This window comes from Chamaesiphon sp. VAR_48_metabat_135_sub, assembly GCF_031418915.1.
Taxonomy (GTDB): domain Bacteria; phylum Cyanobacteriota; class Cyanobacteriia; order Cyanobacteriales; family Chamaesiphonaceae; genus Chamaesiphon.
Genome location: NZ_JANOJV010000013.1, coordinates 1 through 25020, shown reverse-complemented (window position 1 = coordinate 25020; position 25020 = coordinate 1). Strand labels below are relative to the sequence as shown.

19 protein-coding genes and 1 pseudogene are annotated in these 25020 nt (G+C 43.7%); 7 read left to right on the top strand and 13 right to left on the bottom strand.

Annotated elements, in window-relative coordinates; translation table 11 throughout:
* Positions 1-174 precede the first annotated feature (174 nt).
* Complete coding sequence (locus RMO55_RS00585) at positions 175-2004, bottom strand: iron uptake porin (RefSeq protein ID WP_310421907.1); 1830 nt, start codon at positions 2002-2004, stop codon at positions 175-177.
* 425 nt (positions 2005-2429) lie between these two features.
* Here RMO55_RS00585 and RMO55_RS00580 point away from each other — a divergent pair, with 425 nt between their 5' ends.
* Entirely contained in the window at positions 2430-3500 is a 1071-nt protein-coding gene (locus tag RMO55_RS00580) for a hypothetical protein (protein ID WP_310421905.1), read from the top strand.
* 97 nt (positions 3501-3597) lie between these two features.
* A complete protein-coding gene (gene purT, locus RMO55_RS00575; RefSeq protein WP_310421933.1) occupies positions 3598-4740 on the top strand; it encodes a formate-dependent phosphoribosylglycinamide formyltransferase in 1143 nt (380 codons plus the stop codon).
* A gap of 304 nt (positions 4741-5044) precedes the next feature.
* On the opposite strand, the gene petA is transcribed toward purT, so the two are convergent.
* From petA to rlmD, 5 genes are all read right to left on the bottom strand, one after another.
* Entirely contained in the window at positions 5045-6031 is a 987-nt protein-coding gene (gene petA / locus RMO55_RS00570; protein ID WP_310421903.1) for a cytochrome f, read from the bottom strand.
* A 128-nt stretch (positions 6032-6159) separates the two neighbouring features.
* Positions 6160-6699 carry a cytochrome b6-f complex iron-sulfur subunit gene (gene petC, locus RMO55_RS00565; RefSeq protein WP_310421900.1) on the bottom strand — a complete coding sequence of 180 codons (540 nt, stop codon included), beginning with the start codon at positions 6697-6699 and terminating at the stop codon, positions 6160-6162.
* 523 nt (positions 6700-7222) lie between these two features.
* Positions 7223-8173, bottom strand: a complete 951-nt coding sequence (locus tag RMO55_RS00560) for a PEP-CTERM sorting domain-containing protein (protein WP_310421896.1) — start codon at positions 8171-8173, stop codon at positions 7223-7225.
* A gap of 255 nt (positions 8174-8428) precedes the next feature.
* On the bottom strand, positions 8429-8932 hold the full coding sequence (locus RMO55_RS00555) for an anti-sigma regulatory factor (protein WP_310421893.1): 504 nt from the start codon (positions 8930-8932) through the stop codon (positions 8429-8431).
* 301 nt (positions 8933-9233) lie between these two features.
* Positions 9234-10790 (bottom strand): 23S rRNA (uracil(1939)-C(5))-methyltransferase RlmD, encoded by a 1557-nt coding sequence (gene rlmD, locus RMO55_RS00550; protein WP_310421891.1) that lies wholly within the window; start codon positions 10788-10790, stop codon positions 9234-9236.
* 226 nt (positions 10791-11016) lie between these two features.
* Between rlmD and RMO55_RS00545 the strand changes: the two genes are divergently transcribed.
* Positions 11017-11682 carry a HEAT repeat domain-containing protein gene (locus RMO55_RS00545; RefSeq protein WP_310421888.1) on the top strand — a complete coding sequence of 222 codons (666 nt, stop codon included), beginning with the start codon at positions 11017-11019 and terminating at the stop codon, positions 11680-11682.
* 54 nt (positions 11683-11736) lie between these two features.
* On the opposite strand, the gene RMO55_RS00540 is transcribed toward RMO55_RS00545, so the two are convergent.
* Positions 11737-13629 carry a bifunctional serine/threonine-protein kinase/formylglycine-generating enzyme family protein gene (locus RMO55_RS00540; RefSeq protein ID WP_310421885.1) on the bottom strand — a complete coding sequence of 631 codons (1893 nt, stop codon included), beginning with the start codon at positions 13627-13629 and terminating at the stop codon, positions 11737-11739.
* A 132-nt stretch (positions 13630-13761) separates the two neighbouring features.
* On the opposite strand from RMO55_RS00540, the gene RMO55_RS00535 reads away from it, so the two are divergent.
* Entirely contained in the window at positions 13762-14697 is a 936-nt protein-coding gene (locus RMO55_RS00535) for a LysR family transcriptional regulator (protein WP_310421881.1), read from the top strand.
* A 51-nt stretch (positions 14698-14748) separates the two neighbouring features.
* Here the strand turns inward: RMO55_RS00535 and RMO55_RS00530 are convergent, their stop codons facing one another.
* The 3 genes from RMO55_RS00530 to RMO55_RS00520 form a co-directional block, all read right to left on the bottom strand.
* A complete protein-coding gene (locus RMO55_RS00530) occupies positions 14749-15378 on the bottom strand; it encodes a hypothetical protein (RefSeq protein WP_310421878.1) in 630 nt (209 codons plus the stop codon).
* 107 nt (positions 15379-15485) lie between these two features.
* Positions 15486-16295 (bottom strand): PD-(D/E)XK nuclease family protein, encoded by an 810-nt coding sequence (locus RMO55_RS00525; protein ID WP_310421875.1) that lies wholly within the window; start codon positions 16293-16295, stop codon positions 15486-15488.
* A 110-nt stretch (positions 16296-16405) separates the two neighbouring features.
* Positions 16406-18877, bottom strand: a complete 2472-nt coding sequence (locus tag RMO55_RS00520; protein ID WP_310421872.1) for a PBP1A family penicillin-binding protein — start codon at positions 18875-18877, stop codon at positions 16406-16408.
* 432 nt (positions 18878-19309) lie between these two features.
* Between RMO55_RS00520 and RMO55_RS00515 the strand changes: the two genes are divergently transcribed.
* Together RMO55_RS00515 and RMO55_RS00510 are read left to right on the top strand one after the other, a co-directional pair.
* A complete protein-coding gene (locus RMO55_RS00515; RefSeq protein ID WP_310421869.1) occupies positions 19310-20563 on the top strand; it encodes a response regulator in 1254 nt (417 codons plus the stop codon).
* 72 nt (positions 20564-20635) lie between these two features.
* Positions 20636-22042 carry an Hpt domain-containing protein gene (locus RMO55_RS00510; RefSeq protein WP_310421866.1) on the top strand — a complete coding sequence of 469 codons (1407 nt, stop codon included), beginning with the start codon at positions 20636-20638 and terminating at the stop codon, positions 22040-22042.
* Positions 22043-22066: 24 nt separating this feature from the next.
* Here RMO55_RS00510 and RMO55_RS00505 read toward each other — a convergent pair.
* Positions 22067-22198: pseudogene (locus tag RMO55_RS00505) on the bottom strand (protein kinase); the annotation flags it as partial.
* A gap of 92 nt (positions 22199-22290) precedes the next feature.
* Between RMO55_RS00505 and RMO55_RS00500 the strand changes: the two are divergent.
* Positions 22291-23652, top strand: a complete 1362-nt coding sequence (locus RMO55_RS00500) for a hypothetical protein (protein ID WP_310421859.1) — start codon at positions 22291-22293, stop codon at positions 23650-23652.
* On the opposite strand, the gene RMO55_RS00495 is transcribed toward RMO55_RS00500, so the two are convergent.
* A complete protein-coding gene (locus RMO55_RS00495; protein WP_310421856.1) occupies positions 23653-24552 on the bottom strand; it encodes a DUF4351 domain-containing protein in 900 nt (299 codons plus the stop codon).
* Between the two features lie 57 nt (positions 24553-24609).
* On the bottom strand, positions 24610-25020 hold a 411-nt coding region (locus tag RMO55_RS00490; protein ID WP_310421853.1), incomplete at its 5' end, for a GH116 family glycosyl hydrolase.

The following is a 25020-nucleotide window of genomic DNA, read 5'->3' as shown; positions in this document are numbered from 1 at the left end:
AAGACTTTGATCGACACAAAAAAAGGAAAGTAAATAATACTTTCCCTTTTTTATCTATTTGAGAGATTGGAAACCGATCGATCGACTAGTCTTAGGCGGCGCAATTTACGGAACTATTCCCGAATCCCGATTTCCATCTGCAATAGTCTCTTTATTTACGCCACCTAATACTAGTTAGAACTTGAATGTCGTCCGCACCGTGCCAACATACTCAGTTGGGTTAGCTCTATGGTCGGGATTGGTAATGAGTAATAAACCAGGCGTAAGGTCTATGTTATCGCTCAACTTCATCTTGTACAAAGCTTCCAGATGATAAGAAGTGCTGGAATCAGGTGAAACAGCAAGCCCTGTACCACTCCGTGAATTAAGTTTTGGTGGTATACCCAAAATAAATGCTAAGTTATTACCCTTTTGACCGAGATCAGGGAACGCTAATGAGACCGCATAGTTACTGCTACTGGCTCTACCACCAGCCGTAGTCTCACGATTAGCTTCTGTGAAACCTGCCCAACCAGAGAAAACAAAACTGGGACTGAGCTTATAACTAGCTAGGAATGAATAATGATTGGCGGTCGTTGGTGCTGAGGCAAAGGGTCGATTTGCCGCACTACTACCAGTTCCACCCGTGATATTATTACCGTCGCTGCTATAAGAACGAGCATAAATTAGACCCAAGTTGAGATCCTGGCTGGGTGTAAATTGCAACTGACTGATGATGGCATTAGAACCATTAAATAAGCCACTACCCGATGCAGTACTGGCAGCAGCATTTGTGCCTGGAATGGCATAGCCTAATGCCAGAGCTAGTTCATCACTAAACTTATGATTTAGAGTTAAGGATGCGCCATCGCCACTAAGTCGGTAAATGGGGTTGTAACGACCATACCGAGAGATCGATCCGCTACCAGAACTAGTGAGAATTGGGTTGAAGGTATACATGTTCTCATTGAACTCACTACCGATCGTTTCGGCAATGATTTTGGTTTGAGGGGTAAGGGGGAAACTGTATTGCAGCAGCGACACACTAGTACCGTTATCTTCATTTCCGTCGTAACCCAATCGGGTCATATTAGTCCCTGTTACCGCGCTGCCCAGGTTGGGAGTATTGCGGGACTGTAATCGCGTTCTGAGCTTATCCTTGCCTGTAAAGCTGGTATCAAAATTGAGCCGGACTCGATCGCTAAATACGTTACCAGTTGCAGATCGAGCAGGAACAGCAGCTTTACCAGGCACGACAACACCATTGACAACGGTAGCTGGAGTTTCAGCAATAGCTGGAGTTGAAGTAACGCCACCATATCCGCTCACCCCAAAAATTACTTCCCCGTTTAATTTGGTAGTAGTGGAAAAGCTCTTCTCTTTGATTTCAGCAGTTTTTTTATCCAAGGCTTCGATCCGCGCATCTACGGATTGTAAGTCGCTGCGGAAAGCTTCAATTAATTGCTTGAGTCGATCGATGTCTTGCTGACTAACCTCTGGCTCTACTGGTGCTGGAGGTGCAACTGGAGCAACATCGGCGGGTGGCGGTGTAATTTCAGGGGCTGCTGGAGGTGTGACGACTTCAGGTGCGATGATTTCAGGGGCTGGTGCTACTCGTCTTTTTTTGAGTAATCTACGCGGTTTTCTCGCAACTAGTTGCTCCATCGATTGGATACAACCATCGAGACTAGTGGCAAATTCTTCACGAGACAGGGTTTTATCGCCCGCTGGAGCATTACTGCAGCTATATTTAGAGCTTAGGGCTTGAAGTGTTTGATAAGCCCATTCCCCAGGCTTAATTTCTGTCGCTTCTGCGGCTGGGACGACTTGCTCGTTAGTAGGCTCGGTAACAGTGGTCGCGATCGATCTTGGTGTGGAGATAGATTGAGTCGGATTACGCTGAGGAGTTACGGTTGTCGATCGATCGCCCTGAGGATTAGCACTCGCAGTAGATCCACCTGCAATCCAGATCGCGAGCGCAACCAGGGCTGGAGATAGAAGATTTTTTGATAATAATTTTGTCATTTTATGGATATTTCCCTCACACTGTAATTTTTGCGACATGAATGTAGCAAGCTACCTTGCAACGTTAATTTTCTCTATTTCTGCATGGTGGTTTACAGTTTATGACCAAAATTTGTGCAACACCTATTAATTTTGCTACATCTTTTCGATCCGATTGGTGCAGTTACTGGTTTTTCGCGGTTTTTAGTAATTGAGATCGCAGTGATGTCTCGATCTGTTTCATACCCCAATTCAGCAACGCCCGATTTTCGACAGAGACTGCTTTATCCTTACTTCATCTGCGGCAGGGCTTTAAGTATAAAATTAGGAAATAGTTTAATCGCCACCATAATTTTGGGTACTCTAGAGAAGTGGCATGGTAGACCTCAGATTAGGTCTAACGCTAAAAAAGTTATATAAAGTTTTTAGCGATCGCTCGACAAAGAATGATGGTTGATGCTCATTCCCATGGAGATTCAAGCTTCGCCGAAAGTTCCCAAGATTTATACCTACAGCATGAGATGGAAGATCGCAGTCAATTTCTAGAAGATCTAGACAACACACTCGGTATGCTCGATGATGAAACAATTATCTGGAGATTTGCCCGTGGTAAAAAACGGCTGGTAATAAACCAAAATCTTCGCATCGATTACGCACACAATTCATTGCAATTATCGACTCCAAATGGTGATTTGATTGCCATCCATAAAATAGCAGAAAAATTGCATTATATTCTGATTGAAAGAGATAGCAAATACTCAGAACTAATTCAAAACATTATCTCTGAGTGTCAGTTTATCCCGATTGATACTGCTACTGCCGAACGTCGATTCATGCGTTATCAGAAGTATGAAATCCCTGAAGGGTATACGCTGCGATATGATTCAGCAGCAGTATTGTGGCAAACCTGGCAAGAAGATCGCCAACAAACTGGAGTAGGACTGCGATTAGATATTTTGATTCTTGCTCGATCAAAATGGTACCGCATTCAACAAATGATCTGTACTGACGATCGATTGGATCTTCAAACTCGGTTGGGATTGATTTCCCTCTCGCTCAGAGATCGGATTGCCTGGATTGCGAAACTAGGAGATCTTCCATCAATGGATGATGTCGATCTAACAAACCAAAAAAATGCTATTAATGGTGGTACTGATAGCGATATTTTAGGCAAGATAATCTCTAAATTGGCAATCGAGACTTCACCTAATAGCGATCTCCATTTTAATTTCCATACAACTATGTCTAAATCGGTTTTCAGTGAGTCTAATAATTCATCTCTCTTGTATGATGACGATCGCAGTAGCACTCTAACTGGTCATCACTTGCCCCAAATCTCCGAACAGCTCAGGACTAGTGCTATTGATGTACTAGAAGATTACCTAGAACATGGTGAAACGATCGTCAGAACCGAAACGATGCTTGACGATCGAGGTAATGTCATTAGCGAAAAAACTGTCAGTACTCATCGGGGTTGTCCGAGATGGGCGATTGAAGCGATTATTAATTGGAGCTAGGGGGTAATTGATAATTGATAATTACACACATTTTTATTGTTAAAATAGGGGAGATTGTTTCTGTACTTAGATTGTGATTAAACTGCCAAAAAAGTTGATGCTATTGGGGTCGGGTGAATTAGGTAAAGAGTTTACGATCGCGGCACAACGACTCGGTAATCAGGTAATCGCCGTCGATCGATATCCCAACGCGCCAGCGATGCAAGTTGCTGATGAATCTGAAGTCATCTCGATGTTGAGTGAGGAAGATCTCGAACGAGTTGTCTCGAAACATCAACCGGACTACATTATTCCCGAAATCGAAGCAATTAGAACCGAAAAATTAGCAGAATTTGAACAGCGGGGAATTACCGTTATTCCTACTGCTAAGGCAACTCACTATACGATGAATCGCGATCGGATTCGCGAACTAGCTCACAGCGGATTGGGGGTGCGGACGGCTAAATATGCCTATGCTACGACATTGGCAGAAATGCAGGCAACAGCCCAAGAGATTGGTTTTCCTAATGTTGTCAAACCAGTGATGTCTTCATCGGGAAAAGGGCAATCGGTAGTTGCTAATGCTGCTGAAGTAGAGACAGCCTGGAATTACGCCATCGATGGTTCGCGGGGCGATAGTCAAAAAGTAATTATTGAAGAATTTATCAACTTTGAGATCGAAATTACCCTATTAACTATTAAACAATGGAATTCACCCACAATCTTCTGTCCGCCCATCGGACATCGCCAGGAGCGCGGTGATTATCAAGAATCTTGGCAACCTGCGGAAATTACTCCCGCTCAACTTTCAGATGCGCAAGCAATTGCGACCAAAGTTACCAATGCATTAGGCGGAGCGGGGATTTTTGGGGTAGAATTTTTTATCACTGCTGATGAAGTGATTTTTTCGGAATTATCACCGCGCCCTCATGATACGGGCATGGTGACATTAATCTCCCAAAATCTCAATGAATTTGAGTTGCATTTACGAGCAGTATTAGGTCTAGCGATTCCAAATATTATTCAATACGCTCCGGCTGCAAGTGCAGTGATTTTAGCAAGCGAACAATCCGATTCTATTTACTTTACTGGAGTAGATAAAGCACTCAATACACCCGATGTAGATGTTCGACTATTTGGTAAACCTGATTCCCGCCCCTATCGACGAATGGGTGTTACTTTAGCAAAGGCCGAAACGACTGAATTAGCCCGAGCTAAAGCCGTTGCAGCAGCTAGCCAAATTACAATTGTCGATCGCTAAGAGGGTGTTTGAAAAGCATAAAATAATGTACAGATTGTCAGCTTCGCTCGCAACCACCTGCAGATAAATCGCGGGCTACTGGGATAAAGTCTACTTTAGTAGACTTTATCCCAGTAAAATATTGAACTTTTCAAACAACCTCTAAGGAATAAGAATTAAATAAGATAGAGATATATCTCTATTTCAATTTTTTGGATTTGGTATAAAATCAAAAAAATGCACTAGCTGTTATAACTAGTGCATTTTTAAGTTATATTGGTGTGTTATCTCGAGCGAGATCGCACACCCTCCGACGAGATAATATCTAGAACTCCATTTCAGCAGCTTGAACTTTCTCGACTTGTTTCTTCTTGAGAACTAACAAGATTTGGGATAGCATAATCATAAAGACAAATGCCATCAGACCGAGAATCCGATCGGGATTTTGTAAGACGATTTCGATATCTTTTTGACCGAAACCACCAACGTTAGGATTGTTGGTGATTGCTTGTCCTGCCGTCACAGCAGTACCTTCAGCAATCAGTAATTCAGGGCCAGCCGGAACCTTATCGACCACGGCATCGCCAGTTGCAGGTTGAATTGTAACTAAGCTGCTACCATCTTCCTGCTTGGCAATTGTTGTAATGTTGCCAGCGACAGAAGCATTAAATACACCGTTATTGCTCTTCTCCCCAGTAGGATAAACCTGGCCGCGTCCACGATTTGCGCCGACGTGAATTTGGTACTTACCGAAATAAATGCCTTTCTCAGTTTTAGGATTGGGAGACAGTACGGGGAAAATAATTTCTTGGTATTTATCGCCAGGTAATGGGCCGATAATGACGATATTCTCTTTACCTTCACCGTAAGGTTGGAAATATAACCCTTGAGTTTTTTCCTTCATCTCAGGGGATAGACGGTCTTCAGGCGCGATTTTAAAGCCATCGGGTAGCATCAAGACCGCTCCAACGTTTAATGGCCCTTTAACGCCATTGGCAGTGACTTGTTGGACACTTTGGTCGTAAGGAATTTTGACAACAGCTTCAAATACCGAGTCGGGTTTCACCGACTGGGGAACTTCGATTTCTGTAGGTTTAGCTGCGAGGTGACAGTTGGCGCAGACGATTCTCCCTGTGGGTTCGCGGGGAGTAATTGGATAGGTTTGTTGTGCCCAGAAGGGATATGCAGCAGCGGATTGTGGTAAGACAAGATCGTTAGCGAGGATGATACCGACGCTAGCCAAGAGTACGACTAAGGTTTTGGTCAACAGCCGCTGACTGCGTTGCCAGGACAGGGATAAAGTTAATTTCATGGGTTAAGGATGACAGACGAAGAAAATTAATAATATACAGATTTTTTTTAGGCTTTAGGCTCGATAGTTTTAGGCTTTAGGTCCTGTTCCGATCTCTAATACCTAATATCTAACTCCTAATCCCTAATTTATGCCCACCAAGCTGGTTCGTCTGTGCGGAAGTCGGTTTCAGTCCAGGCAGTCAGAGAGATGGTATCGTTTTCTGTAACCGCAGCATGAGCTAGTGGTAGAGATAGAGGTGCGGGACCACGTACTTTTTTGCCTGTCTCATCGTACTGAGAACCGTGACAAGGACACATGAATTTGTTTTCAGCTTTGTTCCAAGGAACGACACAACCAAGGTGCGTACAGATGGCGTTGATGCCATAGTCAGCGATCGTGCCATCAGCAACTACGATGTATGTGGGGTCGCCTTTCAATCCTTGAGTTAATGCTCGATCTCCTTTGGTTTTGCCTGCGATAAATTCACTGACTTTAACGTCATTACCTTGGGCATCTTTGGCAATTGCACCGCCACCAGCACCACCGCTAGAAGGAGGTACAAAATATGCGACAAAGGGATAGGCAGCTCCTAGAACCATCCCTGTAATCGTCCCGAAGGTCAGGAGGTTCATGAATTGGCGACGACCGAGATCTGGTACGTCAGCGGAATTGGCAAGTTGAGTCATAAACTAAATGGCGGAAATAATTTTATCAGATTAATATCTTTGCACAACACTTAGTTGTCACACGGTGAGGTAGCTATAGAGTTATGTAAAAGCTTAGACCATTTGGTATTATTACATTTTTCGCACCCGATCGGTAAGAGTCTGATGGTCTGATCCAATGGAATCGTTGAAAATGCTGATATCGCCCCTAGCAACGATGAAACATAAATTTGACCGCACCAATGAAATCTCTTGCGCTACATTGTTCCCTCTCGCTTTATCTTGAGCGGTTGAGGGATCGATCTTGCTATCTACGCTACTCAGATGGATAAAGTCGAGCTAAGAATCGATCGTCAAATTACAATTTCAAATTGTAGTGACCATCGAGATATTATTCGTCAAGACATCGATTTTCGGTCTCGCTATTATTTAGTTCTTTTTACTAGACATAAATGAACTATTAGCACCAAAAATAGACACCCGACTTCTGGGAGAAGTCGGGTGTCTGAACATATCTAGAAACTAAAAATAGATGCTCTTTTGCTCAACCAACTTTTACTAGTTCTTTCTCTTTTAATTTAGATGGTTTAATTTTACGTTTTAGAGTTACAACAGATCCAAAAGCGAGTAGAGACCCTAACATAGTAGTTGGTTCGGGGACTTGCAAACTTTCAAATGCTAAATCGCCAATTAGCTGATGTCCTCTTGTGGTTGGATGAATATCATCCCAAAACAGATAGGTTTGAGGAGTTGAACAAAGGAAGTTGACTGATATACATTGATTCGTAACATTATCAAACCCAAAATTACCAGGATTCGCAGTAACTCGATTAAACAATGAATTAACATCCAATAAGCTCAATTTAACACTTGGGAAAAACGAACTTAAATCAGCAATGCTTGCCGCTAAACCAGCATTATGACCCTGGGTCAATAAATCCAAATCAGCAGCATTAGGCGCACCGAGTGCAAGGGGAAGTTTGCCTAGGTTTGATAGATTTGGAACTAAAATATTTTTGGCACCGCGTCCGATTAAAGTCGAGATCTGACTGGATAAATTGCCGACTGTTACTGCTGGATTTATAACACCAGCTCCCAAATAATCATTAGCTCCTCCCCAAATAACGTACAGTGCATCAGGATCGGTAATCACATTATCATTTACTTCCTTTTGGATGCCAACTAAGCCAGTAGCAGGAAAAGGAATCGTATTTATCGTTCCACTGGTTGCGCCACCTACCGCAAAATTATTGTTAGCAGATATTCCAAATTTGGCTGCTAAATATTCGATCCAGATTGAGCCATTTGAAAATCTGCCATTGCCAAAGAAAGGACTATATGGTGGCACAGCACCACGTGTTACGGCCGCTGCGATCCCTACGTCAGAAAGACTATCTCCATAGACAACTATTTGACTAAAAGTTGCAGCGATTGCGCCAACCGGAAATAGACTAGAGCCAAGAATCAATCCGCTAATGACTAAGAATCGTTTCATTTTATTTTTGAGATAAATATTAGAGTAATCTTGACGATCGATTTGCTAAATTACATCCTTAGGTCGTAGGAAGCTTGGCGATCGAAAGTTTCCTAATACCTTATCGCTATAATAATTGCTATACCCAAATATAACCTCATGAAATCGGATATGTCCACTAATTATCGAGTGAATGTTGGTTAGAAAAACCCAGCCAGTAGCATTTTGGAAACTAAGCTCAGAAATATTCAGTTCGGGTGGACAGAAATTCTGCTGTTAACGTAACAGTGGTTCGCGATTCTCTTTAGGAGCGGCTTCTCCTAAGGCAGTTGCTGTGTCTAAGGTTAGGCTATCGCGATCGAGTTGAGAGTACAATTGCTTACAGAGGCAAATTTCAGTACCGTGGCGGTTCCACACCACTCGATCGAATATTTGATGCAGGATGGACATTCCTCGTCCCGATTCTGATTCAACTGGCGGTAAGTGTGTTGATAAATCTTGACAACTTCCTTCTGGCGGGTGAAATCCACTCCCTTCATCAGAGATGATCCACCAGTATGCACCCTCTTCAAAACAAAAACGGACAATAACCTGTTTCTGGGGATCGAGGTTATTTCCGTGTTTGGCTGCGTTTACTAACGCTTCTTGAAGTCCTAATCTAATTTCTGCGTACCATTTACTCGGAACTGTTGATAAGAGGTTGTCAAGGATCGGACACAAAAAGAGTGTCGAGGCAAAACTAACTATATCCCACTCAGACTTCACTGGACTTGATACCATAGCAATCTTTTAATCCTCGTAAGGCACTTTTGCCGGATTACAATCGCAAACTGTTTTCACACAGTGTGACTTTCGATCTTGAGTTTAGAATTAACACTCAAATGCCTTGCTGTCTCAGACAACGATCGGATGAGGGTGACTAACCTTTTTAATAAATTCTCAGATCCACACCTACCATTTTAATTAAAACAAACCGATTAGTCTAGGTAATCGATGGTAGCATTTAGGTAGGTTTTAGGGATTAGGTTTTAGGCTTTAGGCTTTAGTTTCCTACGAATCCCGAATCCCGAATCCCGAATCCCTAAACCCTCGTCAAAAAGGCGACACATTCGACATGCGCAGTTTGGGGGAAGAAATCGGCAGGTTGAACATGGGTGAGTTGATAGTTCCCTTGTTCGCAGAGGACTTGTAAGTCTCGAGCGAGAGTGGCAGGTTTGCAACTAATGTAGATGATTTGAGCTGGTTGCATGGCGGTGAGGGCATCGAGTACTGCTCGATCGCAACCTGTGCGCGGTGGATCTAGTAGCACGACATCGGCCTGAATATCTAGCTCTGGTAATAATTCTTCAACTTCGCCAGTGCGAAATTCGACATTATTAATGCTATTGAGTCGTGCATTCGATCGAGCCTGAATCACCGACGCGCCATGAACTTCAATCCCAATTACTCGTTTTACCCGTTTGGATAGGGGGAGGCTAAAAGTACCAATCCCGCAATAAGCATCGATCAGAGTTTCTGTACCTGTGAATCCAGCTCGATCGATAATCAGATCCAATACAGTTTCAGCTTGCTCGGTATAAATCTGAAAGAAGGTATCACCTTTGAGTTGAAACTGTAGGTTGCCAAAGGTTTCACAGATATACTCTCGTCCTGCGATACAGCGAGTTTCGGTACCAAAGATGTTATTTGTGGGTTGGCTGTTGAGATTGAGACAGACTCCGACCAGCTTGGGATAACGTTGCATCCACCTTTGTGCTTGTCCTTCAATGTCAGGGATATTTAGATCCGTGACTACTAGCGTCAGCAGAATTTCCCCTGTCCGACGACCGATGCGGAGCAGGAGATGACGGAATTTAGGGCGATTATCCGGTATTTCGGTAACTGCTGTAACGGTGGGTCGATTGCGGAGCTTAGGTTTGGGGACACCTCGATCGGTAACACCCTCGTCTGCGTACTGACTGACGATGATTTGGACTCCAGTTCGCCGCGCGCCTGGTTCGCGTGCGCCTTTGCTTTCTGGCTGATAAATCTGCCAACCTCGATCTTGAATGTCCTGTTTAATTTCGGCAAGGAGGGGATTCAACCGCTCGTCTTGGACTGGACATTGATTGAGATTAACGATTTGATGGGTACCTTTGCGATAGTATCCCGCTTTAACATTACCTGAATCGCTTACTCCCAGAGGATAGGTAACTTTATTACGGTAGGCAAAATTTCCTTGTGCGCCGACAATGGGGGCGACAGGAGGATCGATAAACTTACCAATTCGTTTCAGTGCTTGAACTACTTGATTTTCTTTAGCAGTTAACTGGTAATCGTAGTCGATATGTTGTAACTGACAACCCCCGCACTTATCAGCCACGATACAACTAGGGCGCACGCGGTGGGGGGACGCAGTTAAAATTTCTAATAATTTGCCGTGAGAATACTGGCGTTTGACACTAACTAATCTGGCGACAACTCGATCGCCTGTAACTGTATCGGGGACAAATACAACTCGATCTCCCACTCGTCCGACACCTTCGCCACTATCGCTGACATCGGTAATTTCAATTTCTACGACATCCCCTTGTTTTGGCGATTGGCTATGAGTGGGTTGTTCGCTAGAAACATCGGTAGGCGAATTGTCAGGCAACATGGTGTACTTTGGCAGAGGAGCAGCCAACTATCATAACAGTTATTGAAAAACAATATATTAGGATTTTGGATTTTGCCGCAATTCCAAATTCAGAAATAATCTGGAGAGGGAAGATTTGCTATTGATAATCCGCGATCTCGCCTGCTAAATTAAATTTTTTCAGATTACGTCACCAAGTGGGACAGCTTTTGATTAGAGTAAATGAAAGATCTCTAATGGTGTTGTGATGGAATTACCTGAAATTGAAGCTGCATTGAGTAATCCTGATTTTCAATATCGCCTGAAAGCGATCTCGGCTCTGAAGGCTTACGATCCTGAAACGGCTGTTCCCATTGCGATCGCGACACTCAAAGACCCTGAATTTTTGGTTCGATCTTTTGTCGCTAGAAGCTTAGGACAACATCAGACAGCGGCATCTTTTGCCGCACTGTTGGAAATGACCAAGTTTGATGACACCCCCAATGTCCGTGCCGAAGCTGCTAATTCCCTCTCTCTATTTGGGAAGGTGTCAATTTCTCATCTAGTTTCGGTATTTTGTCAAGACGATCATTGGTTGGTGCGGCGCAGTATTCTCGCAGCTCTAGAAGACTTAGATTGTCCTGAAGAACTAGTCGAAGTTTGCACCACAGCACTGACAGGAGACGATCTGACCGTCACCGAAGCCGCAATCGATACTTTGGGTTCTCTCGCTGGTTCGAGCCACCACACGAACGTTCTTGCGCAATTGTTGACTCTCGCCCAATCTGAATCGCCCCGGTTACGTGTCAGAGTCGTCCGCGCACTCCAAAAATTTGACGAACCCCAAGCACAAGAAGCGATCCTCGGACTCCGACAAGATTCAGATAGTCAGGTTGTCGCGGCTACTTTGGAAAATTTATTTCATAAGAATTAGGAATTAGGCTTTAGGCTTGAGGGGTACAAGCGTCAATACCTTATCCCTTATCCCTTATCCCTTACTAAAAGCAACTCGCATTCCATAATGGCAATGCCGAAACGAGCTAAATAGACCATTTCGACTGGCGGCACGGCAAGTTCGCCCGTAAGAGAACCACGAACCACCTCGAACTACTCTGAGTAGGTCGCCATCTCGTACTTCGATCTTGCCTCTGGCACTACCATCAGTCGGTGCGCGATTGTAGTTCTCAAACCATTCGTCTAGACACCATTCCCAGAGATTTCCATGCATATCGTACAAACCAAATAAATTGGGAGGAAAAGTGCCCACTGGGGTGGCTTTTTGTTGAAAGCTGCCGACTGGAGCTTGCCCGTAGGGATACTCGCCATTATGATTTGCGACTGTGGTCATCAGCGTATCTCCATAGGCAAAGGGATCTGTTGTTTCGGCACGACAAGCATATTCCCATTCTGATTCGGTGGGGAGACGATACTTCCGTCCGGTTTTTTGGCTGAGTCGATCGCAAAAAGAGGTCGCATCAAGCCAATTAATACTATCGACAGGCAATTGACTATTATTGCCACTGGATCCGACAGATGTATCTGGAAAAATTGCGGTCCATTGAGCTTGAGTCACTTGAGTTTGTCCCAGATAAAATTCTGGGATATTGACACTATGCTGGGGGTGTTCGCACCGTTCTCGGCTTTCTTCGGTAACTGGGGAGCCCATCATAAATTTGCCAGCCGGAATTTTGACCATTGTCAACCAGACACCATGACCTAAATCTTCTTGAAAGATCTCTACTTGGGATTGTGGTCGATCGATAATGTCGCCTCGATTGTTTAATTTAATCGAGGTCAGTTTAACTGTGATGGGTTGTGAGATCGTTGGCGGAGCTTCTCCTCGGGATTCTCCCGATCGAATTCGGCCATTAGGATTAAACTCAGAGTCCGAAGAATGGATAAATTTAGCAATGGATAGTGAACTAACTAATCCAAAACCGCCTAGCCCCAATAACTTGAGAAATGCTGCTCGATCGATCGGTTTGACAAATCTTCTGTTTGAGATCGTCAATGATGGTTGTCTGGGCTGGGGTGGGAGCATCAATCGATCGATCGCTTCCAGTGCCTCTGTTGCATTAGCATAGCGATCGAGATACCGTTGCTGCAACATCTTATTTAGTACCATCACCAATCTCCCGATTAAGGGATCGAGCTTGGGATCGCTCGTCAGATATAGGTGTCGCCATTTAAACTCCAGCAACTCCTCATCAAATAATAAATGTGGCTCTCTACCTGTCAAACATTCAATCCCAATCGCGCCGACTGCATAAATATCACTGGCGAGTTTGGGAAATCCCATCGCCTGCTCGCTTGGCATATAACCTTCGGTACCGAAGCCAATTGAAGCTAAAGTTCTTGGCGTGGCAGTGGTAAGTGTTGCTTGACGAACTTCTTTGACAGCACCAAAGTCGATGAGCACCAGCACTCCATCGATCGATCTGCGGATAATATTCTCTGGCTTGAGATCGCGATGGATCGTATTTTCGGCATGAACGATACTCAAGCCAGTCAGAATCTCGCGCAGGATGTGGATTGTCGTTAGTGTCGATAATCTGCTATTGGCTAATTCCTGTGCGAGTGTTTGACCTTCAATAAATTCTTGTACTAAATAAAATTCACTTTGCTCTTCAAAGTAAGCATAAAGTGTCGGAATTCGATCGGTCAGATCGCCCAATTTCCGCAATGCCATTGCCTCTGTCTCAAATAACCGTCTGGCAATCTGCAACACCGCAGGATCTTTATTCTGTGGTTTCAGGTGTTTTACAACTACATATCGTTGGTAACAATCACGATCGATCGCTAAATACGTCTCCCCAAAATAGCCCGATGCCAAAGGTTGTTGAATGAAGTAGCGATTGCGAAGCAGATATCCAGGCTGCATGGTATTGTGATTCCCCTTATCCAGATATTTAGCTCAGACAAAGCAACTGATATCTCTAATTTTCTTTAAGAATTAATTGTCATAATACTAGCTGTGCAACTATTAGTCAAAGGTACTATATAGATAATATATATGCACGATCTGAATATCCGATCGCTCGATCTAAATCTGCTGCTAGTTTTACAGGCATTGATGCAAGAGCATAGCGTTACTCGAGCAGGTGAAAAGATGGGCTTGAGCCAATCGGCGACTAGCCATGCACTCAGACGATTGCGCGAATTCTTTGGCGATCCACTGTTGGTGAGAACTCCCAGGGGGATGATGCCAACCCTGCGGGCGGAGGAATTAAGAGCACCACTAGCGGCGATTTTACTGGAGATCGATCGAATGATTCAACCCAGTATTTTCGATCCAGCAACAGCAACAGGAACGATTCAGATTGCTTTAACCGATTATGCAACTGCGATTATTTTGCCAGTTGTCTTGAAGCAACTCACACAGATCGCTCCTCAATTAGCGGTGGAATGTCACCATTGGCGTTCTGATGTGGTGGATTTGTGCCGCAATGGTGTCGTCGATCTGGGCTTGGGCGTAATCGACATTTCGGAAATAAGTGATATGCGATCGCAAACTTTGTTATCCGAAGATTTCGTTTCGGTGGTTCGAGCCAATCATCCGATTACCCAAATTGATTTAACGCTTGATGCTTATATCTCCTGTTCTCACGCCTTGATTACTATTTCCAATCTGCCAGGTAGCCCAGTTGTTAATTCGTTCAAAAGCCATGTCGATCGAGCTTTGGAAGAATTGGGCGTAAAACGGCAAGTAATGTTGAAAATACCCCAGTTTTTGGCAGCACCTTTTATCGTCGCTCAAACCGATCTGGTCCTAACACTCCCACGTCGGATCGCCACACTCATTGCTGATACCGCCAATTTATCGATCGTCGAGATGCCGATCCAAATTAGCAAATATAACTATCAGCAAATTTGGCACGATCGACGGCATGATGCGCCACTCCATCGTTGGTTTCGTGAATTAGTTGCTTTACAAACACAGCAACTTTGAATAATTGATCTTTGCCAACAGAGCAACGCATTTCAATTTTAAATTTCAGATCTATCGATTGAGGAAATTACTCAGTTTGTTAATTAACCAACTATGCTGTTTTTTGTTTTCAAATCTTCGTAAAAAAGCCCCGTAAGTTCTAAGTTTAACAGGTGAATTTTGATTGATATTTCTTTTGCGAGTTTGTTTGTTAGGATTCTGAAAAAATTCGGTATCTTGACCGATGATTAATAGCCCATGTATTCGACCCTGATTAACTTCTTCAAGCAATTTATTGCTGAGTAAAATCCGCTCTAAATTACTGGTACAATAATTTAATCGATCGAAGGCAAGTTTGGCTCCTGGTGTTAGTTGAAGATCGTCATCCCACGTTTGCTCTTGAGGTCCAGCACAGATAATGGCATACCAACTCAGACCTTTTTTGGGATGATAGCAAGCACAAATATAATCGGGCCGATGCTCTTCACTAAGAATCAGACTAGTCGATAAAAAATAAATTTTGTGATAGTCAATATAAGCTTGTTTGAGTAAATAAGCACAGAGCGAAATATTGCGATCGAATAGTCCTTGAATCTCGCTAACTTTACTATTTATACTAACTTTATTGACTAAATTAGCAATCTCTTGTCGATCGACGCGATCGGGATCTACTTGAAATGGTTGAAGGTTTTTTAGAGACATGGGTAAACTAGTTGACAGCGAATAGTTGACAGTTGATAGTTGTCAGTAGTTATTCTCATTCCCCAATTATACCCAGCCAGAGATCGATTATTAAGATGGTGCCGATTTCAATTTGTCAAACCCGCTGCAGCATAAGCACAACGGTAGTTAAAAGGACAATATTGGCAATGACGACCAGGGTGAGCAGGAAATAATCGATCGAAGCAATCTGGGTTCAGTTGGTACTCTTCGAGTTGCTGTCGGTGTAGTTTGGCAATGCGAGCTAATGTGCTGGCGATCGAATCTAATCGGTCGTCAGCAGTCGTAATTAGTTCGGATCTAGTCATTGTTTCTAGATTATGGAAGGAAGCAACCGCATTCAGATCGGGATAAAGATAACTGCAAGCTAAAAGATATACATCTGCTTGACGACGATCGAAATCGGCAATTCCGGTTTTAAAATCGATAATATGGATTCGATCCTCACTCGATCGAATAATACAGTCGAAGGCAGCAAATAGTTGAAACCGATCGTCGGCAACTTGGATGTCGATCGGTGGCGGAATTGGCTCATCGCCACGATTTAAGACTAGAATATCTTGTCCGAGCAAAAATGGTGCAGCTTGATATTGCTGGAGAATGCGCATCACTCGAGCGCGCACGGTCGCAATTTCGTAATACAAGTACAATCGATCGGCAACCCGCTCGCTACCCTTTGGGTGTTTTAGTAACAGTGGATCTTGATGAAATTCATAGATTCCTTGTTGAGCTAGTTTTCCCACCTTTTGCCAAATTGTCTCTGCTAGTGGCAATTCTGGAACTTCTTTGACGGAAGATTTTTGAGTCCATCGCCACCCCCGCTGCATCTGACAATGAGCATCTTCCCGCCCTAGTGCAGGCTCAAATTGCGACCAGAGGTGATAGCTGGCAAAATTCATGACGGGTAAGGGCAGAGAAGTGTAGGGGTGTGGGTGTGGGGGTGTGGGGGTGTGGGTGTTTCTTACTCCGTTACTCTGTCACTCCCTTTACGGTGGTACAGCCAACTCCCCTACTCTTCACTCGAACGGCGACGACGAGAACGACGGGGACGATCCTCCGAACTACTGCTACTTGCCTCCTCTGAGCGACGACGAGAACGACGGGGACTATCCTCCGAACTACTGCTACTTGCCTCCTCAAAGCGACGACGAGAACGACGAGGGCGATTTTCAGAGCTACTGCTAGTTTCTTCTCGACGAGAACGACGAGATTCGGAACCCTTTTCATCGACTCTTTCACCATCTTTAGGCATGGGGAGATCCCGCCGATAGCGGGGACGAATCGGATCGAGCTTGAGTTCTGGTTTGCGTCCACTGAGATTGTCGGGACGGGGGGGGAATTTCTGAGCGGGGAAATCTTGGACAGCAGTTTTCATAAACCGCGACCAGGCATAGGCAGCCGTACTACTAGCATTGCCTGTCGGACGATTATTGTCGTTACCCAGCCAGACTCCAGTTACTAGTTGCGGGACAAAGCCGATGAACCAAAGGTCGCGTTCTTTGTCCGTGGTTCCGGTTTTACCCGCTACAGGGCGACCGATTTGAGCAGAGGTTGCGGTACCTTCATTCACAACACCGCTCATCATCCAGGTCATAATTGCGGTGGTGTCAGGTTCAAATACCTTCGTTGGTTCGACTTTGTTTTGATAGATAATTTCACCTTTCTGATTACTTACTCTGGTAATGCCGTGAACGGGATTATGAATACCTTGATGGGCGAAGGTACTATAAGCACTAGTGATTTCTAGTAAGTTGACTTCCAATCCACCCAAAGCTAGCGAATAGTAAGGTTCGAGTTTGGATTCGATCCCCATTTTATGAGCATTATCGATCACGGGTTGCCAGCCAGTATCGATCAGGATTTTGATCGCGATGATGTTAACTGAGTTAATCAGAGCATCGTGCATCGAAATATAGCCCTTGAATTTTTTCCCCGCGTTTTTGGGCTTGTAACCATCAACATCGAAGGGGGCATCTAGATAGGATTTATTCGGACTGATCCCTCCAGCGATCGCCGTAGCATAGACGATCGGTTTGAAGGTCGATCCAGGTTGACGTTTGGCTTGGGTGACGCGATTAAATTGGTGGGTTTCAAAGTCGGTACCCCCAACCATCGATCGAATCCCGCCAGTGCGTGGATCGATACTCACCATTGCGGCTTGTCCAAAGGAACCCCGATTGTTGCGAACGGTGGAGTTGACAACTTCTTCGGCTTTGGTTTGCCATTCTGGATTGAGGGTGGTTTCGACAGTTAGCCCACCTTCTTTAATTGCTTTAGCAGAGATCCGTTGGGGTAGTTCCTGCTCGATATATTTAGTAAAATATCGGGCTTGTTGCTCTTCCCGTTTCATCGGGCTACGCTTGGGTTTGAGTGGTTCGGCTTTCGCTGTACTTGCCTCTGATGCTGTGATAAATTTAGCATCTACCATGCGATCGAGAACGAGATTGCGACGTTGCTCGGCAAATCTAGGATTGACAAAGGGCGAGTATTTATTGGGTGCAGGTGGCATGGCGGCAAGGGTGGCCATTTCTGCGAGGGTGAGTTTGTCAACTGTTTTGCTAAAGTAGACCCAAGCAGAATCGGCGACTCCATATGTGCCTTCACCTAAGTAGACAAGATTGAGATATCGTTCGAGAATTTGCTCTTTAGTCAATCCTTGATTCAATCTTTGGGCGAGGCGAATTTCTCGCAGTTTGCGCCAGAAACTCCGCTCTTGGTTGAGGTAAACTACTCGCGCCAACTGCTGGTTGATGCTACTGGCACCTTCGACTAAGTTTTTGGAAGTGATATTTTGGACGAGTGCCCGCGTGACCCCTTTGTAATCTACGCCATCATGCTCGTAAAAACGCCGATCCTCGATCGCCACAAAAGCTTTTTTGAGCTTGTCGGGCATTTGCCAAGTTTTGAGTGTCTCGCGGGTGGCATTCCCCGTTTGCAGCAACACGCCCCCATTCAGTCCTTTGATGGTAATCGTACCAGGACGAACATAGCTGAGGGCATCGGCTGGAGCATACTGACTGACGCTATTGTCTACAAAGATCCACGATCCAGTCAGAGCTAATAATCCGACACTGAGGCCAGAACCCGCCCAGAATAGTCGATTTTTGTGAAGTGGTTTTTCACCCTGAAATGGTTTGGCGATGGTGGCACCAAAGGCGACAGCAGTTTTACCGACATTCCCAAAAATCGGCCGGTTCGCTTTTTTCTCTTTAGCTGAGGGATCGGCTTTTTTTGGGGCTGGGTTAGTTGAGGATAAAGGTGCGACTATTTCGCCCCCTTCGGATGCGAGTAGCTGCGGTTGGGGCGAACTCGAATTATTTGGGTATAGAGTGCTAGATACATCTGTCGATGAGTCCCAAGATCCATTTGCACCAGACGCGGCTCTGCCAATATCGATCGATCCACGATTAGGCTCAAAATCGGGGGCACCAGCGAGTGGTTGATGACGCTCGCGAGGTTTGCCGGCCCCGATGGGACGCAATTTTGCGGATAGTGTCCTTAACCTAGCGAATAACTTCAACACGTCAACTCCTAATTTTTCTTAGCTAAACTGATGCAAACCTGTAGTCATAACCATCGCTGCAATGCACTGCTCCGATCTCGATGCCAGCAACACTAATTTACTTGCGCTGGACTCTAGCGAATCTCTAAGCTGCCCTTGAATCGCACAGTCTTTAGACACTTCCTTGCAATATCTGCAAACTTGTCCGATCGCTGAAACAAGATCTCCTTTATTCCAATTTTTTAAATTCTGCGTGGTGATGCCTAATGTTAATTGAGTATGATAGCGTACTCGGTGATTAGTGGGGAATACTAATAATGAGTCTTAAAAATCGATCTCCACAATTATACTAGACATCCTAATTGTTGAGTATTTAACCTCACTGTATCGGCTACCCCCTTTTTCCCTGTAATGAACAACGATCTTCAGTATCTGACGGCCGCCGACCCACAACGCAGCATTATTAGCAGACTCCAGTATCTGAACTGGGGAGAATTTAGCGGTTCTTTAGATGTTACAGTTGCTTCGGGACATGCCTGGGAAATCGTGTTTTACCAAGGGCAGATCGTCTGGAGTCTCGATCGATCGCAACCCAATCGACTATGGCAACGGCTGCTACGCGCTCATGTGGGTTACGAGCATGTGGGCATCGAATTATTATTTCAGGCGGCAAGTTGTCAAAAATGGGTGGCATTTGAGACTGGAAGAGAAACTTCTTGGCATTATCAAGGGGCGATCGCCTTGATGATGTTAACAGAAATTACTTCAACACAAGTCACGACGATGTTAAGTACTGTGGCACAGGAAACTATTTTTGATTTGTTGCAGTACAGTCAAGGTCAAAAGTTAACTTTTCGATCGCAATCGGAAATTTTTGTCGATCGACCGCCAATCCTCGTAAATACGGAAGAAGTCATCGAGCAATCTGAAGTAATGTGGCAAGAATGGTACGCGCAGAAATTAGGTAATATTTCACCAAATAAAACTCCAGTTATCAAACATCCCGTTCAACTATATCGGCAAACTACGCCAATTATTTATCAAAATTTAGTTCAGGTGATTACAGGTAAGCGCACACTCCGCGAAATTGCGACGGAGATCGATGAAGATTTGTTATTGCTGACGAGATCGTTGATTCGTTATATTCAAACTGGCATCATCGAATTACTCGATCTTCCCGATCTCAGATTACCCCAGATTGGTAATAAATTATTATCTGCTGGCAAAGCATCGTCATCAGAACATCAAGCAGTTGCCAAGACTCCATCAATGCTACCAAAACGCACTCACTCTAAACTAGTAATTTGCATCGACGATAATCCAGATGTTTGTGAAACAATGAGATCGCTCGTTACTGATGCTGGATACAGGTTTATCTCAATTCAAGATGCTACTCAAGCTTTGCCCAGATTGTTAGAAAATAAACCAGATCTAATTTTTCTCGATCTGATTATGCCCAAAGTTAATGGCTACGAAATTTGTGGTCAAATTAGGCGAATTTCGGCATTTTCTCAAATTCCAATTGTGATTCTTGCAGGTAAAGATGGCTTGCTCGATCGATTGCGTTCCAAAGTCGTCGGTGCTTCTGAATTTACTTGTAAACCAATTACTAAAGAATCAATCGACTCTTCATTGAACAAATATCTCGGCACTTTAGTTGCTTAATAAGTAATAAGCAATAAGTAACTATTCACTATCCTTCACCCTCTAACTCCTACTCTCTCACCTCCAACCCCTATGAACGACTCACAAATCCAATCTCAAGCTTACAGTTATTTTCTAGGTGAAGCACCAGAATTGCTGCAAACGATCGAGCAAGAAATTCTCACATTACCGAGCGAACATACCACTGCCAAAGTACATAATCTGATGCGAGCATTACATACGCTCAAAGGTGCCGCAGCAAATGTTGGATTAGCAACAATCGAGCACATTGCTCACAATTTTGAGGATCTGGTGCGAGTCTTTTATAATTTAGAACTAGAGATCGATACATCGATTCAAATCTTGCTGCTAGATGGATATTCAGGATTAGATGAGTGTCTGAATGCTCAAATTACAAAGCGAGAAATTGACGAGCGAGCGATTCTCGATCGAATGGCAGGGACACTCGAACAATTAAAATTAAAATTAGGTGATTGGAGTGCTGCAGATATTGATCTACCGACATCAATAGAGTTAGGTTTTGATATTCTTGCTTCAATTTTTGAAACTACCATTCAAGAACAAATCGATGAAATCGCCATCGTCATTGATACTCAGGATGAATCGCAAATTGAAGAATGTCTCCGCCGCGTTACCGATATCGGTATCAGTTTAGCTGAATCCTTTGAATTACCTGGCTTTTTGGCGATCGAGCAAGCTATTATCGCCGCAATTTCTCATCATCCAGATCGGATCGATGAGATTGCTTTGTTAGCTTTAGCTAATCTTCAACAAGCTCAAACTGATGTACTTGCAGGCGATCGCGTTCTTGGTGGCACCATCCTACCAGATCTCGATCGAATGGCACAAAATCTGGTCGTAGAGACATCTATCCCTCAAATTGATAGATTCGATCGAATCGAGATTATCACTAGTGGTGAAGCCGAATTACCCGCATTTCAAGCATTTTTAATCGGCGATAGATTTCGCAAGCGTCATGAATTGAGTTCCGATACCCAGCGATTATTTAATCAAGTAGTTCGACTTTGTTGGGATTGGTTTCGACATGAAATCCAAGCATCCCAATCTCAATTAAATTTAGAGCTATTGGTAATGACGGAAGGCTTGGCAGATTTAGATTATATCCATCACTGGATCGGACTTTTGTTGCAAGGTTTAAGTATGCCTAGAGATAGAGATAGTCTCTATCTCTATCGTCAGTGTTGTGTCTATCAAGTCGTGTTCGCGGTGGCAAAATATTTAGCAGATGGCGAATCTCATCCACAACTTACTCCTGAATTTTTAACTGATTTACGATTGCATCTCCATAATACTGTTAATACTTATAAGCAGGAATCGCCAGTGACAGCAAACGAGCGCGGTTGGATCGATCGAATCATTCTCCCTCATCATTGGGCAACAATTTCTACTCCAACAATTGGCGAGGACCTTTTATTAGATGAAATCTGGGGGCAAGTAGATTTTGGCAAGAATCAATAGATAATTAGTAATCGATCTGAGGATCGACAGGTTCAATATTTCTAGCGAATCTGCTAAGTCAAAAATCTCGATCGGGAATTCTGTCAAACCAGCAGCTAAATCCAGCCGTTTAATCCCCTGCAATTGCCCAGAGCGCAACAAGTCGATCGTTTCCATATCTTCCGTAACTCGTTCATTCTAAACTTAGCCATAATAATATATTGTAGCGACGAATTTACCTACTATAAAAACTGCAAAACCCTTTTCAAATGTCTATTCTGCCACCTGCTGTCATTCAAGCGATACAAGAAGCTGAGTTAATCCAAAAACACGATCGACTCTGCGATTTAGCCGCAATCGATGCTATTCCGATCGAGCTTGTACCACTCTTGACATTGAATAATCAAATCTCGATCGCTAAACAACCGACTACGGCTCAAAGAATATTAGTAGATTTTGCCACTAGCGAACATAAAGAAGTTAGGTTAGCTATTCTCAAGAATTCAAATATTACGGCTACCCCACTAATCATTTTAAGTGAAGATAAAGATATTAATGTTCGGCGAAGAGTACAATTTCATCCTCAAACTCCAGGTGAAATATTACTAAAATTCAGACGTTATTTTCGTTATGGAACATATCAGCATGGTGCAACAATGGAAGAATATGCAGCCTGCCGTAACTTAACCAATCCTGAATTACTAAGAGAACTTTCTCAACATGAAAATTCGACAATTTGTTCCGCAGTTGCTCGTAATCCAGCTACACCCATTGACATATTACGAAAGCCTGCATTTTACACATATTATGCGTCTTCTGTAGCAGCCAATCCCAGCACACCAGTAGATATTTTAGAAGAGCAAATAAGAATCGGTTTTGGTGCTGCTATCTCTAGTATGTATCGTAATCCACTTGCACCCAGTCATCTTCTGACCAAAATTGCCAGTGGATGTTCATACGATCGATATGATTATATACCTGGGTATATCGCACGACATCCAAACACTCCACTTTTAACTACGATAAGTATTCTTAAAAGAACGTCAATTTTATCTGGCGATGTATTACGTTCAATATACATAAATTCACTTCAAGTTAGTGAATTAGAAATAAATTTAGCTATTGAGGTTCAATCGTTAATAGCAAATCATCCAAATTTACCTGGTAATATACGAGAAGAGCTAATAAAAGTAGACAGAACCGCTCCAATTGATATGCTTGAAAAGTTCTCGCATAGTAAAGATCGTACATTAACAAAGTTAGCACAATCTCGGCTACGATCGATCTATCGAGAATTAGCAGCTAACCCAGAGACACCTACAGAGCAATTGTGGGAAATGTTGTATCATCGAGATATCGAAATTAGATTAGCAGTATTGCTGCATCCACAGGGTTTGAATTTATTACTCGATCGAGCTTTGCAGTTAGAAAATTCTTTAAATCGGTTTATTGCTGGACTGCATCCTCAACTTTCAACAGTACAGAGAGATAAACTACTTTACTCCGATAATTGGCTCGATCGATTGGCAATAGCTTGTAATCCGTCAGTGTCGATCGAACATTTAAACAGATTAAGCCGAGATTTTAATCCTGTAGTTCGAGATATTGCCAGCCAATTAAAAACCGAGTAATTAACCATTGGTATCTAGCCAATTAGTTAAATCGTCCATTCCACCAAAGTCCAATAGAGCCTCACCTAAATCATCTAGTTTTTCTAAAGGTAGAGATTTAATCTGTTCCTGAACTTGCAGTGATATATCTCCGACACGACGATTCAATAGACGTATAATTAAAACTTCTTCTCGGCGTTCGCCAATTTGTCTACCCCGATCTTCGGCTGCTTGGATCTCGGCTAAGTATAAAGGTGATAATTGCATAATCAACTCCTGTTCTTCTGATTTTTTACTTTTTTGGGCTTCTAAAATAAATCGGAGGTTTCCAAATAGCTTGAGTGCATCTGTTCGATGTGGACTATCAAGAGGTGAATCAGCTACTTCTGAAATTGCTTGTTGTTGAACTTTACCTTTACCTAATAACCGAAACCATAAAGTCTCGGGAATCGATGGTAACTGGTGAATAACGATAATCGCCGTCTTTTGCAATGGTGGAAATAAGTACACCCCATTTCCCCAACCTACTTCATTTATAGCACCAAAACCTGTCAATGTTGGCGCGGCTAATGTGGGGGTAAGAATCCACAAGATTGGGAGTTCTGCATCGGTAATCTTTTGCCCGTCTTTCTTGGCTTGTCGAACTGTTTCTCGATGCAAGTCGTAGAGTTTGGACATACAACTCCGAATTTCGGCGGTGCTGACTGGATTTCTGAATGGTTCAAATACTGCGGGTTGAGAAGCACATCGAGCCAGTAATCCGAGATCTGAGATGCTGCTAGGATCGTTGTTGGGATTAAAGTAGACATCGATCTCCCTCACTTCACTATCGATGGTGAGAGCGGTAGTTACTTGTCCACCTGGAGCCAGCAGTGACTCCAGTAAGTTCTTCGCAAATTGATCGTGGGGAAATTGTGTCATAGGTGGATTATAGATCGCGTAAAGTAACCTACGTTGCTACGAATACTCAAAGTGGTTTCAATCGTTGGCGTTAGTTTGGGTTAAAGTATGATAAATCCCCCAAATTGCCATCGCGCGAAGATAGTGGCTAGCGCGAAAAGTGCCAGCAGAGGTAATTGCTTCGGGAGTTCTAAATTGCAAGCCGTTAGTATATACTTGCTCGACAATTGTCTCGGCTAATTTTAATCCTTCTTCTCGCATTCCCATTTGCACTAAAAAGGCGGCGATGCCGAAGTTAATTCCCGTCCATACTTCGAGGGGATGGGTGTCTTTGGGATTCGACGGTGTGCCGTCGATTTTGACTCCGTTGGCGGCTCCAAATTTACCGCCTTGGAAATTGAGGTAGCAGGATTGATAGACGGTTTCTAGGGCTGTTTTGGCGCAGTCTAGGGGCACGATATCATCGAGTTCGAGGAGTTTGGCGTAGAA

Bases quoted from the DNA above. Each gene is read 5' to 3' on its own strand.
- RMO55_RS00585 (WP_310421907.1), bottom strand. From the start codon at position 2,004: ATGACAAAATTATTATCAAAAAATCTTCTATCTCCAGCCCTGGTTGCG.
- RMO55_RS00580 (WP_310421905.1), top strand. From the start codon at position 2,430: ATGATGGTTGATGCTCATTCCCATGGAGATTCAAGCTTCGCCGAAAGT.
- purT (WP_310421933.1), top strand. From the start codon at position 3,598: ATGCTATTGGGGTCGGGTGAATTAGGTAAAGAGTTTACGATCGCGGCA.
- petA (WP_310421903.1), bottom strand. From the start codon at position 6,031: ATGAAATTAACTTTATCCCTGTCCTGGCAACGCAGTCAGCGGCTGTTG.
- petC (WP_310421900.1), bottom strand. From the start codon at position 6,699: ATGACTCAACTTGCCAATTCCGCTGACGTACCAGATCTCGGTCGTCGC.
- RMO55_RS00560 (WP_310421896.1), bottom strand. From the start codon at position 8,173: ATGAAACGATTCTTAGTCATTAGCGGATTGATTCTTGGCTCTAGTCTA.
- RMO55_RS00555 (WP_310421893.1), bottom strand. From the start codon at position 8,932: ATGGTATCAAGTCCAGTGAAGTCTGAGTGGGATATAGTTAGTTTTGCC.
- rlmD (WP_310421891.1), bottom strand. From the start codon at position 10,790: ATGTTGCCTGACAATTCGCCTACCGATGTTTCTAGCGAACAACCCACT.
- RMO55_RS00545 (WP_310421888.1), top strand. From the start codon at position 11,017: ATGGAATTACCTGAAATTGAAGCTGCATTGAGTAATCCTGATTTTCAA.
- RMO55_RS00540 (WP_310421885.1), bottom strand. From the start codon at position 13,629: ATGCAGCCTGGATATCTGCTTCGCAATCGCTACTTCATTCAACAACCT.
- RMO55_RS00535 (WP_310421881.1), top strand. From the start codon at position 13,762: ATGCACGATCTGAATATCCGATCGCTCGATCTAAATCTGCTGCTAGTT.
- RMO55_RS00530 (WP_310421878.1), bottom strand. From the start codon at position 15,378: ATGTCTCTAAAAAACCTTCAACCATTTCAAGTAGATCCCGATCGCGTC.
- RMO55_RS00525 (WP_310421875.1), bottom strand. From the start codon at position 16,295: ATGAATTTTGCCAGCTATCACCTCTGGTCGCAATTTGAGCCTGCACTA.
- RMO55_RS00515 (WP_310421869.1), top strand. From the start codon at position 19,310: ATGAACAACGATCTTCAGTATCTGACGGCCGCCGACCCACAACGCAGC.
- RMO55_RS00510 (WP_310421866.1), top strand. From the start codon at position 20,636: ATGAACGACTCACAAATCCAATCTCAAGCTTACAGTTATTTTCTAGGT.
- RMO55_RS00500 (WP_310421859.1), top strand. From the start codon at position 22,291: ATGTCTATTCTGCCACCTGCTGTCATTCAAGCGATACAAGAAGCTGAG.
- RMO55_RS00495 (WP_310421856.1), bottom strand. From the start codon at position 24,552: ATGACACAATTTCCCCACGATCAATTTGCGAAGAACTTACTGGAGTCA.